Genomic DNA, 17,322 nt, shown 5'->3' with positions numbered 1-17,322 from the left:
AAGACATGGAACAAATACCCGTATTACGCAGCGTTAATACGGGCTACGTGAATGATAGCTACCTAATTCCTGTCTTAATCCCTAAACTTGAGGGTAATTCATCAGCCATAGCTGTACCTAAGTTTTTAGTGACGCGGTCAAAAATATTCTGTTTATGTGTATAATCAATTAATGAATCAATTTTGATAACCTCACGAGCCAATTGACCGCTACTGGCAAACCCATCAATCAAACCTAAAGGATAGGCTTGCTCGCCCGTCCACATAAGACCTGAAAAGGTATCGTTATCAATATGCAGGCGGCTTCCTCGTCCCTCTTTCACCCGATTAATAAATTGCTCATGAACTGTATCAAGCATTACTTGTAACTTTTGTTTTTGCGCATCAGTTTCTGGAGAGAATGGATCTAAAAATCCTTTATTTGCCCCTGAGGTTTGCAGCCTGCGGCTAACTCCTACCTTATTCATAACATCCACAAAGCCAAAACCACTATAAATAACTCCGATTGAACCTACCATACTTGCAGGGCTCGCATAAATATCGTCCGCAGCTGCAGCTACGTAATAAGCAGCAGAAGCACACAAATCAACACATACGGCATAAATTTTAATGTCTGGATACTTGTGGCGATAATATTTAATGGCATTGTACATATATTCTGCCTGTACTGGGCTGCCGCCTGGGCTATTAATGCGAATGATTAATGATTTTAATCCTGAATTTTTATAAGCAGATTCCATTCCTTTGGCAAAGTCATCTGCATTCGCCGGTTTCGCATCAAAGATTTCGCCATTTAAATCAATTAACCCCACATGCGGTTTTGTGTTAGAACCAGCTTCCTCATTACCACTAGACATTAATTGGTAGGCAATAAAAAGAACTATAAGTAAGTAGATTACCCGCATAAACCAGCGCCATCTGCGCTTGCGTTTTTGCTCTTTTATATAGTCTATAATTATTTGATTAAGCAAAGCTTGCGAATCAGGATTAGAATTAGAGTTAGAAGTAATTGCTGTTGTCATATTAATCGCTTGAAATAATTAAATTAAACCTCATTTTACGGTAGATAAGATAGAAATAACACCCATATAATAAGGTGAATAAATATGCGAATGGACAAATTGACCTCAAAATTTCAAATGGCCTTGGCTGATGCTCAATCTTTAGCCTTAGGCGGAGATAATAACTTCATTGAACCTGAGCATTTGATGAAAGCATTATTGGATCAACAAGGCGGGAGTTGCCGACCATTGCTTAGTAAAGCAGGGGTAAATATTTCGCTTTTAAGAACCCTTTTAGAGCAAGCCTTAGATAAACTCCCTAAAGTGTCTGGAGTTGGCGGCGATGTACATATCTCCAACTCGTTAAACCGTCTCTTGAATCTTACGGATAAAATAGCTCAGCAAAAGAAAGATAATTTTATTTCCAGCGAGTTATTCGTCTTAGCTGCCATAAGTGAAGAAAACAGCGCTTTAGCTCGTTTATTAAAACAAGCTGGCGGTGAGCGCAAAGCCATTGAAAATGCCATTAATGAGCTACGTGGTGGTGAAGCAGTAAATGATCCAAACGCGGAAGAGCAACGTCAGGCGCTAGAAAAATATACACTGGATTTAACTGCGCGCGCCGAGCAAGGTAAATTAGACCCTGTTATTGGACGTGATGATGAAATTCGCCGAACCATTCAGGTATTGCAACGCCGCACTAAAAACAATCCCGTTTTAATTGGCGAGCCTGGGGTGGGTAAAACAGCCATTGTGGAAGGACTAGCTCAACGCATCGTCAATGGTGAAGTGCCAGAAGGCTTAAAGAATAAACGTCTACTTTCCCTGGACATGGGCGCATTGATTGCCGGCGCAAAATTCCGTGGTGAATTTGAGGAGCGCCTAAAAGCTGTACTCAATGATCTGGCAAAACAAGAAGGCCAAATTATCCTCTTTATTGATGAAATTCATACTATGGTCGGTGCAGGTAAAGCCGAAGGTGCTATGGATGCTGGGAATATGTTAAAACCGGCTTTAGCTCGCGGCGAGTTGCACTGTATTGGTGCCACTACCCTAGATGAATATCGCCAATATATTGAAAAAGATGCAGCCTTAGAGCGCCGCTTCCAAAAAGTTCTCGTTAATGAGCCTACTGTTGAAGATACTATCGCTATTTTGCGAGGTTTAAAAGAACGCTACGAGGTGCATCATGGTGTGGAAATTACTGACCCAGCAATTGTTGGCGCAGCTACTTTATCCCATCGTTACATTACTGATAGACAACTACCGGATAAAGCAATTGACCTTATTGATGAGGCCGGAAGTCTTATCCGTATGGAAATCGATTCAAAACCCGAAAGCATGGATAAATTAGAGCGTCGCCTTATCCAATTGAAAATTGAACGTGAGGCGCTGAAAAAAGAGCATGATGAAGCCTCCAAAAAACGGTTGGATGATCTACAAAATACTATTGATGAGCTCGAACAAAATTACTCTGATCTCGAAGAAGTTTGGAAAGCTGAAAAAGCAACAATGCAAGGAGCTACTCAAATAAAAGAAGCTCTGGAAAATGCCAAACAAGAAATGGAAATGGCTCGGCGTGCTGGCGATTTGAGTCGTATGTCTGAGTTACAATATGGGCGTATTCCTGAATTAGAAAAACGTCTCACTCAGGTTGCCGAGGGTGAAGAGCAAGAAACTAAATTAGTCCGTAACAAAGTCACCGAAGATGAAATTGCCGAGGTGGTTTCGAAGTGGACTGGAATCCCTGTTTCGAAAATGATGGAGGGCGAACGAGAAAAACTCTTAAAAATGGAAGAAGTATTACATCAACGCCTAATTGGACAAGAGGAAGCGATTAATGCTGTATCCAATGCCATTCGCCGTTCTCGTGCCGGTTTAGCAGATCCGAATAGACCTATAGGTTCTTTCTTATTTTTAGGACCAACAGGTGTAGGTAAAACCGAATTATGTAAAGCCTTAGCAGCTTATCTTTTTGATACTGAAGAGGCTATGATTCGTATTGATATGTCTGAGTTCATGGAAAAACATTCCGTCGCACGTTTAATAGGCGCCCCTCCAGGCTATGTAGGCTATGAGGAAGGCGGTTATTTAACAGAGGCCGTACGACGTCGCCCTTATTCGGTCATTTTGCTTGATGAGGTAGAAAAAGCGCATACTGATGTATTTAATATTCTCTTGCAGGTAATGGATGATGGGCGTCTCACTGATGGACAAGGCCGTACTGTAGATTTCCGCAATACGATCATTGTTATGACTTCAAACTTAGGCTCTCATGTCATTCAAGAAATGGGTAGTAAATACAGCTATGAAGAGGTAAAAAGTGCCGTTATGGAGCTGGTGGGTCAACATTTCCGCCCTGAATTCATCAACCGTATTGATGATACCGTGGTGTTCCATTCCTTAGCCAAAGCTCAGATTGCTAAAATTGCTGACATCCAAATTGAGCACCTACGTAAGCGTTTGAGCCAACAAGAAATGCATCTTGATGTTAGTGCTGAGGCTCTTGCACATTTGGCCGAGGCTGGGTTTGATCCGGTGTATGGGGCCCGTCCTTTAAAACGTACAATTCAACAGCAACTTGAAAATCCATTAGCGCAGTCAATATTGTCAGGGAAGTTTAAGTCTGGGGATACTATACGGGTTAGTTACCAGGATGGTTTGATGCAGTTTACGATTTAAGTTAGTGGTACGTCATCCCTTATGAATGCTTGGGATGACGTACGTTTAAAACTCCTGAGCCTTCAGCTACATAACTAAAGAATGAACCGTTTCCTCACCTAACTCGACGATTAATTGCGTTGTCTGGTTAATCATAGTCTTTGAGGCACCAAAAAATTTATAATCTAATTTTACTTCATTTTCCTGAGCAAGCACTTCAGACTCTGCAACCGCATCCGCGTAAGCTTTAAAAGCCTTAAGACAAGCTATCTGAATTTCGATTGTGAGTTTCCCACTAAAACCAAAAGCATCCGTCATTTGTGTAACTAGTTTTTTATCTAAATTCCCTTGCTTTATCAATAAAATATATGCACCACAGCAAATATTGCGACTAGGATCCGTATTGGAGGTAACTAATTCTTTCAAAAACTTAGTATGATCATTATTTGCGATGAAGTTCTCATTACTCAATATCCCCTCAAGCAAGTACTGTATATGCTCTTTCTCATTCCTTTTTTCAGGTTTTGATTGGTAATATTGATTAAGATGCTGCTCAATTAATTCTTTGTTTAATAAATTAAAGTTTTTGTGGGTCTTAGCCAGACTCGCACACCATTCATTTATCTCTCGTTCGACGGGTTGGTTTTCCTGATCAAGCTTCTTCATTAACGATTGCAGAAAATCAATAGCTCCAAACTGTCGAACCATCAATTTGCCACTCTCTTTATGAGCGGAAATCATTTTCTCTAGATTAGTCTTAAAGTTTGGATCGGCCGTATTAAAATGCTCATATGTTTCATATCGCTTTTTTTTGACTAACTTTTTTTCTTTATTTACGAGTACCTCAACTTCAATTTCCATCTCCATATTTTCTTTAAATACCTCTAAGGCATTAATTATGGTATAGTCATCGAGTTTATTGGCATCGCTCAACCCCAATGCACTCACTATTGCATTATATAAACGGCTATGAGTAGGCTTCCAAAGAGGTTTGCTGCTAAACCATGTATAGAGATTTAATCTAGACTCGTTATAGTCTTTATATTCAGTTTCGATTCTTAAGTAGCGATGGATTAATGCGCCTAGTAAATAAAGGGTATTTCTTTTTCTATCTTCCGGTTTCTTTTCCACCGAGCGTCGTATCTCATCGGTCAATTGAGGAAATACATCTCGACCACTGGCTCGATCAGTCTGACATTGAACAACGTGCCTGTTCACTCGAGCAAGTAAAATCGAAAGAGGGTCATTTGTTACTTCAGATGCCTCTTTCTTTTCTGCTTCGGTCATCTCGATTGTATAACGGGCTAAGTAATTAGAATATTCTCTATTTAAATTTTGAATATTAAGTCGTAGAAATTCATACCCTACAGTTTCTAATGTCATACAATCTCCTTTTGCTCATACCCTAATTCCTAAGGATTTTCTTCTTTTCTTAGCCTGCTATATTCTATCCTCTAACTTGTTCAGAGCATAGGAATATCAGCGTGTCATTAATCTCTAAGGGCACTCTTTTTTTATAACAATCAATCTGAAATATTGCAACTATTAATTCAACTAGTTGAACAGAAAAAGAATCATTCGCATTTTTTCATGGGGGATTGAGCTGCAAAAGGTCATCTCTTAATTATATAAAATGACCTTTACAGCACTAATATCTAGCAAGAAATCCCAGAGTAACGGGCATCAATAGAGTTAATTAATTGCTGATGAATACCATTAAATCCCCGATTACTCATAACCAAAATAGCATCCCCCTCTTGCACATTACCAGTAACTTCCTGAACGATTTCCTCAGTATTTTTACAAATACGATAAGGGCATGTCCAATTACCAATAGTTTCAGTAAGATCAAAATCATGTGGTTCTAATACATAAGCGCCCTGAACTGGGGCTAAAGCTTGCGCCATTTCAGTGGCATGGACTCCTGTGCGCATAGTATAGGAAGCAAATTCCAGAACTGCGAAAATACGGTGATGTCGATTGCTTCGCTTTAAAGCATCAATTGTTCGGGTAATTGCTGTAGGATGATGCGCAAAATCATCATAAACCGTGATTCCATACTTATTTGATCTTACTTCCAACCGACGTTTTACTGGTGTAAAGCGTTCCAAAGCTTCTGCCGCCACTTTAGGGTCTACTCCTGCATTTACACTCGCAGCGAGAGCAGCTAAGGCATTTTCTACATTAAAACGACCTATTAGGGACCAATTGATTTCCGCAACCTCTTCACCACAATGCAGTACTTTGAACCAGCTACCATTTTCCTCAATGAGTTTAGCGCTCCAATCCGCATCTCCATGTAAAGCAAGTTCCTCAATCCGAGAAAAGCGACCTCGCGCTAACACTTCATTCAATGCCTTATCATCACGTGGTTTAATGGCGACGCCATTGGCTGGAATAGTACGCAATAAATAATGAAATTGCTGCTGAATAGCTGCTAAATCAGGATAAATATCTGCATGATCAAATTCAAGGTTATTTAGAATAGCGATTCGTGGGCGATAATGCATAAATTTCGGTCTTTTATCAAAAAAGGCACTGTCGTATTCATCCGCCTCTATAACAAACCATTTACCACTACCAAGTCGCGAACTGGTTTTAAAATCTGAAGACACACCACCAATTAAAAATCCAGGATTTAATCCTGCCTGATCTAAGATCCAAGAAACCATAGACGTTGTAGTGGTTTTTCCATGAGTGCCCGCAACTGCTATAACCTGGTATTTAGATAAAATATTTTCTGCAAACCACTGTGGACCGGAAGTATAATTTGTTCCAGCCTCAATAACTGCTTCAAGAACTGGCATACCACGTTTAATTGCATTTCCAACAATAACTACATCTGCTTTTAGGGCCAAACTGGCATCATCATATCCCTCAGTCCAAGTAATACCTTTGGCAGTTAACAAATCACTGATTGGAGGATAACAATTGGCATCGCTCCCAGTAACGGTATAACCTGAATCGCGTGCAAGTAACGCGAGTGCGCTCATAAAGGTCCCACTTATCCCTAAAATATGTAAATGCATAATTCTCTCATTGTAGTGAAGAAACAGTTAAAATGTTAACAGCCATTAAACCAAAAGCGGTAAGCACTGACTGTATCGGTGAAATGCTCAACGCGTATTTATAAATATGTGCAGTAATTACAAACTGCCATACAGATAATCCAATACTCATAAATAGATAAAGGACACCTAAAAATAAGAGAATTGGGGTTTTTATATGTATATGTGATAAATACGGGGCAAAAAATACCAATGGTGCCACCAGAATGTGAATAATGATACTAGTATAAAATAATGCTGTTAGTGTTTGTACTAATCTTGAAGTAAATCCTTTTAAAAATAATACGGCGTAGGTATAAATTGCATAGGATAACAGTAAACAAGTAGCAATAATTAACAACCACCCCAAGTCCCCTGAGGAGTTGTAATAAGAATAGTTCCATTCAATTACCATAATGACGGCTAAGATAATAGCACTTAAAAATACCCGGATAATCGAATAGGGTGTATTTTCAGGGCTTTCCTTTAGTAAACAAATATTCCAATATCGGCCCAAAACAAAGTGAATCATTTAAAACCTTCATTTTTATGTGTAGCCTAAATTGTGAAGAATGTTGCTACAGGTTACAGCTTGGTAGGCAACATATACACATCCTGTTGAAAAATTAATCTTTTCATAGCTAAGTTTAGTCTAGGAGAGGCTGATAATTCTACTATCTTAATAAAAAATATTATGGTGGATTATTTCCCCCTCACCCACGGAGAAATTTGAATCAAACCCCATAGACAAAGGCGGAAGAAGGCCCGGAGGAAATTTTTTCTAGCTTGGCGAGCCATATCTCTTTAATTACAAGCAACCAGGCTCACGGCCATTTAATCTAGATTGGGTTGGACTTTCAGGGGCCCTTGCCCTGTTTGAATCGAATTATTCTTTTTTCGAACAATCGTTAGTTGTTGCACTACTGGTTGTTTCCATGGACCAGAAATCTTATAGCTGTACGCAGAGATTTTTTGCATGCCCTGATTAATAATTTTTGTTGCAACCCAAGTGGCAACTCCAGCAACAGGGCCGCCTGCAATTGTGGCCACAATAGGTAAGCTGGCAGTAATGTGCGGAGATATTTTCAAATTCATATCATAAGTTCGTCGTACTAAATCCAAATCACCCTTCATACTTGCATAAGCAACAGGCCCATCAATATAACTGTCTTGAGTTGTCATTCTCCCCTTGTGAATCGAAAAATTCCCTTGAAAGATATCAAAACTGTATCCTTGATGCGCTAAATCGCTGAAATCAAGTTGCAATCGCCTTGGTATTGTTTGCAAACTTAAAATACTCAGTAATTTGCCTAAATCTAATTTTCCTTCAGTCGATTTACTTAAATCAGTGATTCTGCCATTTTTAAGCTGTAAAAACATATCACCATTTATTTTCGCTAAGGAAAAACCAGCTAAATCATCATTCCAGCCCCCCTTAAATTCAATATATCCTTTTTTTGCTCGAACTGTCGGGTTAACGCCCCAGCGCTCGAGGCTTTTCGCTAAGTTATTCATCTCAAGCTTTAAATGGAACGCTGAATGATCTGCTGTTTTTGTCTGAGTCCATGCTCCTTCAATATTAAATTGATATACAGGAGAATCAATACGACAATAATTCAATGACCATCGCTTCGCGGTTGACTGGCTTTTTAAGGTTACATCTCCAATAAGCACATCGCCCACGGATAAGTTATCAACTCGCAGATTAAGATTAGGGATTTGATCTGGATGCATTTTTGTTGCAGCCTCGCCTGATTTGAGATCTTTGGTATCTAGCTTCTCAAGATGTAAACGTTGGACATGACCACTCAATTCATTTGCTGATACCCGATACAATAAGTCTGCAGCAATATTTTTTTGATTCAGACTAAAAGACCAATCCTTATTGGGCAATAGCTTTGCCTTTACAGTTAATGCATCAAATTGCTGTTTCAAAATGTTAAACTTGTCCAAAGTAACATTAATGATTCGTAGCTTATTAAATAGCGAAGGGCCGGCATTTTGAGCCGATGTATAGTGGTTATACACATTCTTCCATTCGTCCAGATCAAAACCTTTTAATGAACCGACTACAGCTAATCCTGGTAATTTTTGACTCATTGCCTTGGCGCTGCCTAAACGCAACTGACCTGAATCCAGATCGAAGATGCCATTAGTCGTCTTAAATAATAAATCCGAACTTAAACGCGCATCATAATTAGATTTTAGGCGTATTGATTTGTCTGGATTTAAATCTACATTTACTTCTAACGGGAGCGTATCCTTATGCGTTTTCCCCAGAGGCGCCGGCAAATTAACAGCCAAACCTTGCAATGAAGAGGTTAACTTAATTGTATCTGCCTCAGAAGCTTTATTTGCTAATTTTAAGATAGCTTTAACTGGGAAAGAACCATTTAATAAAGCAAGAAATGGCGCATTATGGCGAGTTTTTAAGGACTCAACGGTCCACGTACCTTCTACTGCAATTGAGGTTGCGGGTTTTGGTGTTTTCACTGACTGGATCTTAATATTAAGAGGTTGTCCTAATGAGTTAGCGACTAAGGAACTATCGCTTACTCCGTCATCAGTAAAGAATAATTCCCCGGTTACGCCTTTTAACAAAAACTTCACAAAGTCATAGTTTACGGTAATTTCATTATCTTTAAAGGTTAAATCGCCTTTTGCTAATACCTTGTCATTTTCAGGATATAAAGGCACTTGTAAATGGAGATTTAACTGAGCAAAACCTTTTATTGTTAATTGCTTTAGTAGGGCTAACTTATTTTTTAATGGAGAAGACATCACATAATTCACCATTTTTTGTACAGGTGCGTTGATGCTGCCAGTGATAATTAGATTTTCTTTATTATTGCCTATATTATCGATACGTAAATTCATTTGATTAACAGGAACCCCCTGGAAATCCGCATTGATAATATTAATATTTAAATTACGATTAGTTAACTGAATATCCCCTTCGATGTTTTTAATTATCTTCCATTTGGGATTAATGTAAAGCTCACCACCACTTGCGTGGCTTGTAATAATAAATTCACCGTTATGTTCATCAAAAGGAAAGTCTTGAGCCATACCATTCAAGCTCACAGTTCCACTAATTTCAGCGATATGCTTCAAGTCACGGGTGAGCCAAGTATACAATTTGGCTTTCATATGTTTTTTAGGAAGAAATGGAGCCCATTGCTCAAAATTTTTACCTGAAAACTCAGCATTTAAACGGATAGCGCCAACAGAATCACGCGTTACCTGATCCACAGCGCCTTGGGCACTTAATGTAATTTCTGGTTTGCTTAATACGAAACGATCGACACTGATGCGTAAACCATCACTTAACTCTTTCCAATCGACAGCCCCATTAAGCAAAGTTAAATTTTGTGCAGGATAGCCGTGTATCGCAAGCAGCGTGTTCTCTGAATCCAATTCCAAGCGTCCCTCTTCTGGTTGCCAATTCACTACACCAGTAAGGTTTCTTACTTCAGGTATTTTCTTTTTCGGACTTCCATTCCATCCTAACTGTTCAAAGCGAGTTAATACATAGGTTATTTCATTCTTTTGCATCCATATTTTAACGGGCTCATTAGCCGCGCTAGCCGGTAATTGCGGAATTACCGGGATTTGGAAAGATGGATCTGCAAGCTGCATTAAAACTTGAGTATCATGCAAAACACCTTGAGGTTTTATCTGCAACACGCCTTGAATGCTCTTAGGCCAATTCACTGCATCTGAAAGTAATGATTCAATAATGATATTTTTAATAAAAAACTGATACGTTTGCTGTTCATGATTGTATTTGACCAAAAGCTGGTTTTCAGGCCAATTTAAGCCACCAACACGTAACTGGATGTGATCGCCATGTAATTGCCATCCCTTATCGTCTGGTTTCCAAGACAAGTTAGCAAAAAAGGATTGTACTAACTGGCTTTTTTCTTTATTTAATAAGCGCCAAGCTAAATGCTCTAACTTTACTTGTGCCTGTACTGATGCGACTGAGCCTTTATGCACATCCATCCATAATTGTAAGCCCCCTTTTCCACCCTCTAAATGTTCCGTCGCATTAGGAAAGAGGCTCTGCCATTGGGCCGGCATAATATTTTGCGCAGAGAAATAAAACTTTCCTTCAATTTCACCAAAATTATCAGGATCAAAATAGCCATCCCCGAGTAATTGAAAATCAGTGCTATTCGTTTGTTCCAGTCTGGCACTGCCCTTTAATTTATAATGCCCCCCACTATTCATGACGGAAACATTGAGCCCATCAACGGGAATCAAACCACCATCACTAAAATGAAAATACATGGAAACGCGTTTAATAATTAAACGCTCTTGTTGGGATAACCAAACCAGGATCTGTTTTGTCTTTTCAGGAGTCATGTCCTCACTATTAAGTGTATCTGTACTAATACCATCAATAGTCCAATGATCCCCTTTTTCTCTTAGGGTCAGATGCATATCATCAATATAAAGAACGCCAGGTTGAATCTGCCAGTTCCATATTGAGCGAAAAACATTAATCCCTACGAGTAATTTATTTAAATGAAATGATTTTTTAGAGTCGCCACCGAATGTGACTTGCTTTAACTTAAGTACGGGTTGAAACCAATACCATCCAGTTTCCATAGTTTGAATGGTCACAGGTTGGCCTAAAAGGATTGACAGATGCTGCTCAACCTCACCTTTATATTGTTTTGCCCAAGGAGTTAACGAACGAAACACGCTGGACAAAACAGCCATAAGAATAATGAGGATGGCAAGGGTCATCCAAATTTTTTTAATAATCTTATTCACTGTATCCGCTTTTACTCGTCGTTAAGTTCTCTACTATACCACTGCTTTTGTGCATACTCATCATTTTCTTTCTGTTCTTGCTGGTTCAATTTAAATTTTTGCGTCTTTTTAAGACGCTCTATTAATAAATTAACGCCTTCTTCAGAAATTTTGGCTTGCTTATACGCTGATTCTGCACTTCGCCTTACCTTGGCAAGTTGAGCTAAATGGCCATTTAATTGCGCTAAAGCCATATCGAGATGACTAATAAAGTCGATACGATTTCGCAAGCGCCGCACATAGGCACCCTGTTCACCCATTGTTTCTAATTGTTGCAAATAATCTTGCCGATAACCAACTAACTGGTCATGTTTTGCTTTATTTTTACTAAATTGCTCTTGTGCATGTAACAATTGTTGGTATGCAGTGTTGGTTAATTCCTTTTTTATTTCCCATAATTGCATCAAGCGGTCCAATCGCTGATTCATAAACTAACTCCTACCTAAATGACTTAGCCAACTCGGATAATAAACGGGCACTCTCCTCATAATTAACCTGTTCATTCATTCCCTGTTCCATATATTTTCTAATTTTATCTCGCGCTAAAATTGCTTTATCTAAATTAGGATCAGAACCTTTTACATAGGCCCCTAACAAAATAAAATCTTTATTCTTTTCATAAAGAGACAAATATTTTTTCAGCAGCAACATATTTTTCATTTGCTCGTCAGAAACTACTGTTTGCATTACCCGGCTAATTGAAGCCTCTAAATCGATTGCGGGATATTGTCCTTCCTCCGCTAAAGAGCGACTTAAAACGATATGCCCATCTAAAATAGCGCGTGCGGCATCAGCAATTGGATCTTGCAAGTCATCACCTTCAGTTAAGACCGTATAAAATGCAGTAATAGACCCGCTTCCAGGCTCCCCATTTCCTGCTCGCTCCACTAACTTAGGAAGTTTGGTAAATACTGAGGGAGGATAACCTTTTGTAGCAGGCGCCTCACCGATAGATAAAGCGATTTCACGCTGTGCCTGGGCAAAACGAGTCAAAGAATCCATCAGCAAAAGTACATGCTTGCCTTGATCACGAAAATACTCAGCAATGCTGGTGGCAACCTTTGCTCCATGCAGCCGTCTTAAGGGACTCTCATCCGCAGGAGCCGCAACAACCACTGCGCGCTTTAAGCCCTCTTCACCTAGGCTGCATTCAATAAACTCTTTAACCTCACGACCTCGCTCACCAATTAAACCAACAACAACTACATCGGCTTTTGTAAAGCGAGTCATCATACCTAATAATACTGATTTACCTACCCCGCTTCCTGCAAAAAGACCTATGCGCTGACCACGGCCAACAGTAAGCAAGCCATTAATTGCGCGGATTCCAACGTCCATATGAGTATCTATAGCAGCTCTTTTAAGCGGATTTATTATTCCAGACTCTAATGGATAGGTTTCGGTAAGTTCAATTGGAGCACCTTCGTCAATAATTGCTCCTGAACCATTGACGATACGCCCTAGCAAAGGCCAACCCACTTCAATTCGCGCAACACGTCCAGTAGGCGCAATAATCATCCCAGGAGCAAGTCCCTGAATGGCTCCAATTGACATTAAGTAGGTACGATCTTGGCCAAAACCGACAACCTCAGCTTCAATTGAATGAGATTCACTGACATTAATAAAACATCGAGCCCCTACTGGCTGATTAAAGCCCTTTGCCTCTAAAGTAAGGCCCACAGCGCGACTTATCCGTCCACAATGTAATAGGCCAGAATGCTCTTGATTTCGTACATCAGCCATAATTTTTACCAGGCGGGATTCATATTGTTCCATAAATCAATCCTGGACCTTCATGGGCATTAAATTATCTTTAGTGATGTATTTAGAAAAAAGAGTGGCAAAGCGAGTATGAATACGACCATCCAATTCACTATGTTCACCTTTTAAATAGAAATCACCGCGATTTAATGTGGGATCTGCGGCCAAAATTTCATGTAAGCCTGGAAATTCATTTTCAGTGATTTCAGCCTTCAGCCACTCAACATCGGATGGATGCATAGCCAGCATACGATGGTTATTTAAGGTAGGCAATTCAGTTTTAATTTCATTAAGTAAATCCCGCAATTTTTCTGGATTTACAGAGAGCTCCACAGCGATACAATGTTGGCTAAGCCACAAAATAGTTTGTAATGTTTCCTGGATAACATGCTCATCCAAAAGTTTTACTGGGTTTTTAACTAAATCAAGCCAACGAATAAGCTCTTCCTTTTTTTTATCAATTTCTGCTTGGGCTTGCTGTAATCCCTGCTCATAGCCTTTTTTGATTGCTTCCTGCTTTAAACGCTCGCATTCAGCTCGAAAGACTTCTCGCTCGTCAACTGCAGGAGCTTCCTCTTCTTTTTTTTGTGTTGACTGATAGTCCCATACACTAAAATCGTTATCGTTAGTTTGTTTTGTATGATAAGGCTCAAATTTATTTGCCATGTAAAACCCTTAGTCCCTTATAGCGCGATCATCATTGCGCTTGCAAACGATAAAATTTGCAGCTTGTTTGTAGGCTGGGCTGTTAAGCCCAGCATTGGGGTTAGCATGAGCTGCGATTGCCGGGCTTAACAGCCCAGCCTACATTTACCCTTTAATATTTAATTAAATTAATGCCATTTCGTGAATGCGTTCACATTCGAAATTAAATCATTTCATCCCCACCCTTAGAGCCTAACGCAATCTTCCCTTCTTCAGCTAAACTCTTGGCGATGGTGAGTATATCTCGCTGTGCCCGTTCTACATCCACGACCTTGACCGGACCTTGAAGCTCAATATCTTCACGCAATAGGTCAGCAGCTCTTTTGGACATGTTAGAATATATTTTCTCTTTAGTTATTTCGGTGGTACCTTTTAAAGCTAACTTCAATAATTCTTGGGAAACATCACGTAATAAAGTTTGCACGCTGCGATCATCCATATCGACTAAATTTTCAAATACAAACATTTTATCGCGAATTTTTTCACTTAAATCAGAATCCCACTCCTTAATTTTATCCAGGACCTCTTCTTCCATCGCGCCATCAAAATAGTTAATAACATCAGCAACACTTTTGATCCCCCCAACTGAAGCTGATTTACTTACTTTTTGACCACTAAGTTGTTTTTCAATTACCTGTCCAAGCTCACTAATCGCCTCCGGTTTTACTGTATCAATATTACACATACGCAATAAAACTTCTGAACGCTTTTCTACGCTGAAATAACTGACTACCTCAGCGGCCTGTTCACTATCCAGATGAATTAAAATAGTGGCGATAATTTGCGGATGTTCGTTACGAATAACATCGGCAATTAACCGCCCATCCAACCACTTCAAACGGTTAAGGCCACTGTCTTTGTCTGATACCAGAATACGATCAATGAATGGCGTTGCTTTTTCCAGCCCTAAAGCTTCTATAAGGATGGTTCTTAAATAATGTTCTGTGTCTACAGCCAAACTCGTTTGATCACCTATAGCGCTAGTAAAATCAGCTAAAACATTTTGCATTTTCGTTTTACTGACATTATTTAGCGCAGCCATCGCCATTCCAACTTTCTGTACTTGTCTTGGCTCCAAATGTCTTAAAACCTCTGCCGCATTTTTTTCGCCCATGCTTAGTAGCAATATGGCCGCACGCTCTATTCCATCCATCGCTTACCCTCGATCAACCCAAGTTTTAACTACCTGCGCAACACGCTTGGGTTCTTTATCTACAACTTGGCGTAATAAATTTAGTTGTGACTCATAATCATGTGCGTCGCCTACATTAATTCCATCATCAAAAGGTAATTCCCCTTGAGTCTCTGGCTGCTCTTCAAGAAGAGGTATATCTCCACCTACTCCCTTATTGCTTGCCAGGGTTTTAAGCATTGGTCTTAAAACCCCAAAGATTATAGACAGAATGAATAGCGCACCAACAACTTGTTTCACTATAGACCAGAAAATTTCTTTCTGCCAAAAGCGTTCTTCCGGCATTGGAGCAATAGGATCTGGCTTCACAAAATCACTATTGATTACGTTCAAGCTATCGCCACGTTTTGCATTTAAACCAATCGCATCAGCCACCAACAACTTGATTTGATCGATTTCTTTGGCAGATAGGACTTTCTTCGTCATTTTCTTAGTTTTTTCATCCATTATTGCCGGATTATCTACTAACACAGCCACGGATAAACGCTTAATCGAACCCGGTTGATTTCTAGTGTGACTAATAGTTTTATCCAGTTCAAAGTTCCTGGTACTTTGCGTACGTACATCAGTATTTTGTGTCGCCTCCGAGGATTGCTGCTGATTTGCTGGGGCATTAGGATTTTTACCCGTAAGCGCCGGATTAGATTGCGGTGTATTAGATAATGAACCAGGAACGCCTTGCGCATCACTATTCGAATTACGTTTCTCTTGCAGCGTTTGTTCACTACGCAAAGAGGATTGCTCTGGGTTGAATAACTCTTGAGTTTGTTCATAGCTGGTAAAATCAATGTCCGCAGACACTTTAGCGCGCACACGACCAAAACCTAACAATGGGGTCAAAATATCTTGAATTTTTTGTGCATATTGACGCTCAAGGTTCTGTCTGTAATCTAAGAAACGTTCCGTCTCAGTAAATAAAGTCTGCCCGCCCCCTTCATTGAGTAATTGACCATCTTGATCTACAACCGTAACACGGCTAGCTGATAAATTAGGGATACTGGAGGCAACCAAATTAACAATGGCAGCAATTGTTTGCTTTTTGAGCTCAAGTCCTGAGTAAACATCAATAAAAACTGAAGCACTGGGCTGCTGTGTATCGCGTACAAAAGCAGATTCACGTGGAATCGCTAAGTGCACACGTGCAGCTTTAATGTCATTAAACTTGCTAATAGTTCGAGCCAACTCCGCTTCCAAGGCCTGCTTATAGCGCGCAACCTCCATGAACTGACTGCTATTAAATGCATTACCGCTAGTAAATAACTCTTCTGAACCAACGGGATCGCGAGGTAAACCTTCTGCAGCCAGCTTCAGACGCGTAGCCTGTAGTTTCTCAGATGGAATCAAAATGGTACTGTTATTATTATCAATTTTAAATTCAATACCATTGCGCTCAAGCGCCGATACGACTTCAGCCGTGTCCCGGGCATTCATTTGAGTATATAAAGGAACATAATTAGGATCACGAGACCATAAAACTACTGCTAAACCTATAGCAACACTCGCAGCCAAACCGATTAATAAACCAATTTGTCGCGGTATAGATAAGCTTGCAAATTTTGCTGCCACCATTGAAGCATTATCAGCCAATGCCATACTAAACTCCTGTAAAATCTACCCTGTAAAATAACGTGGGAGTTATGATTTGTCTATACTGGCATGCCCATAATGTCTTGATATGCTTGTAAAAATTTATTCCTGACGCGCAACGCGGCCTCAAGCCCAAGATTTGATTTTTGAGTTGCTATCATTACTTCGCCGATACTTACATTGGGATCGCCAAGTTCAAAACGGCTTTTTAAAGAATCGGCTTTATTGCTTAAATCACTCACTTGATTTAACGCATTCTGAAAAATTGCACTGAATGAAGATTGATTTACTTCCCTATCGACTATTGCGCCTTCAGCCTTTGCTGCCATTGATTGCATTTGATCAAACAGGCCAACGGTATTAATGTCATTCATTCCTTCGTCTTCCTCTACATAACATACATATTATATCTATAAAACTTAAACCTCGAACGCATTTAGTCCCTAACGCTCGCTGTTTAGCTCCGCCTTAAAAAACATGGTAACTATTCAGCTTAGTTCAATGAAAAATCAGGTTTAACATACTTTGAACGTAAACCTATGTTTTCA

12 protein-coding genes are annotated in these 17,322 nt (G+C 39.7%); 1 reads left to right on the top strand and 11 read right to left on the bottom strand.

All coding sequences use genetic code 11. The features are described 5' to 3' along the window. Window positions 1-58: 58 nt before the first annotated feature. The gene (locus tag BN3124_RS11450) at window positions 59-1,021 is read right to left on the bottom strand and encodes a S49 family peptidase (protein ID WP_058534929.1); all 963 of its coding nucleotides are present in this window, start codon (window positions 1,019-1,021) and stop codon (window positions 59-61) included. 84 nt (window positions 1,022-1,105) lie between these two features. On the opposite strand from BN3124_RS11450, the gene clpB reads away from it, so the two are divergent. Then, a complete protein-coding gene (clpB, locus tag BN3124_RS11445; RefSeq protein WP_058534928.1) occupies window positions 1,106-3,682 on the top strand; it encodes an ATP-dependent chaperone ClpB in 2,577 nt (858 codons plus the stop codon). A gap of 66 nt (window positions 3,683-3,748) precedes the next feature. Here clpB and BN3124_RS11440 read toward each other — a convergent pair whose 3' ends face one another. The 10 genes from BN3124_RS11440 to fliE all read right to left on the bottom strand — a co-directional run bounded on the left by BN3124_RS11440 (window position 3,749) and on the right by fliE (window position 17,148). Next, on the bottom strand, window positions 3,749-5,044 hold the full coding sequence (locus tag BN3124_RS11440) for a hypothetical protein (RefSeq protein WP_058534927.1): 1,296 nt from the start codon (window positions 5,042-5,044) through the stop codon (window positions 3,749-3,751). Window positions 5,045-5,316: 272 nt separating this feature from the next. Then, window positions 5,317-6,690: a UDP-N-acetylmuramate:L-alanyl-gamma-D-glutamyl-meso-diaminopimelate ligase gene (mpl, locus tag BN3124_RS11435; RefSeq protein ID WP_058534926.1), complete on the bottom strand. Its 1,374-nt coding sequence runs from the start codon at window positions 6,688-6,690 to the stop codon at window positions 5,317-5,319. A gap of 7 nt (window positions 6,691-6,697) precedes the next feature. Then, complete coding sequence (locus BN3124_RS11430) at window positions 6,698-7,240, bottom strand: hypothetical protein (RefSeq protein WP_058534925.1); 543 nt, start codon at window positions 7,238-7,240, stop codon at window positions 6,698-6,700. A gap of 302 nt (window positions 7,241-7,542) precedes the next feature. Continuing rightward, window positions 7,543-11,490, bottom strand: a complete 3,948-nt coding sequence (locus BN3124_RS11425; RefSeq protein ID WP_269057626.1) for a YhdP family protein — start codon at window positions 11,488-11,490, stop codon at window positions 7,543-7,545. 11 nt (window positions 11,491-11,501) lie between these two features. Beyond that, window positions 11,502-11,957 (bottom strand): flagellar export protein FliJ, encoded by a 456-nt coding sequence (gene fliJ, locus BN3124_RS11420; RefSeq protein ID WP_058534924.1) that lies wholly within the window; start codon window positions 11,955-11,957, stop codon window positions 11,502-11,504. A 10-nt stretch (window positions 11,958-11,967) separates the two neighbouring features. After that, window positions 11,968-13,305 (bottom strand): flagellar protein export ATPase FliI, encoded by a 1,338-nt coding sequence (fliI, locus tag BN3124_RS11415; protein ID WP_058534923.1) that lies wholly within the window; start codon window positions 13,303-13,305, stop codon window positions 11,968-11,970. Between the two features lie 3 nt (window positions 13,306-13,308). Next, window positions 13,309-13,956: a flagellar assembly protein FliH gene (locus tag BN3124_RS11410; protein ID WP_058534922.1), complete on the bottom strand. Its 648-nt coding sequence runs from the start codon at window positions 13,954-13,956 to the stop codon at window positions 13,309-13,311. A gap of 202 nt (window positions 13,957-14,158) precedes the next feature. Then, entirely contained in the window at window positions 14,159-15,148 is a 990-nt protein-coding gene (gene fliG / locus BN3124_RS11405; protein ID WP_058534921.1) for a flagellar motor switch protein FliG, read from the bottom strand. 3 nt (window positions 15,149-15,151) lie between these two features. After that, window positions 15,152-16,780 carry a flagellar basal-body MS-ring/collar protein FliF gene (gene fliF / locus BN3124_RS11400; protein ID WP_058534920.1) on the bottom strand — a complete coding sequence of 543 codons (1,629 nt, stop codon included), beginning with the start codon at window positions 16,778-16,780 and terminating at the stop codon, window positions 15,152-15,154. A 53-nt stretch (window positions 16,781-16,833) separates the two neighbouring features. Then, window positions 16,834-17,148, bottom strand: a complete 315-nt coding sequence (fliE, locus tag BN3124_RS11395) for a flagellar hook-basal body complex protein FliE (protein ID WP_058534919.1) — start codon at window positions 17,146-17,148, stop codon at window positions 16,834-16,836. Between the last annotated feature and the right edge of the window lie 174 nt (window positions 17,149-17,322).

Source organism: Legionella saoudiensis, from assembly GCF_001465875.1.
GTDB classification, from domain to species: domain Bacteria; phylum Pseudomonadota; class Gammaproteobacteria; order Legionellales; family Legionellaceae; genus Legionella; species Legionella saoudiensis.
The sequence above is the reverse complement of the archived record's forward strand: the minus strand, read 5'-3'. Positions and strand labels throughout refer to the sequence as shown.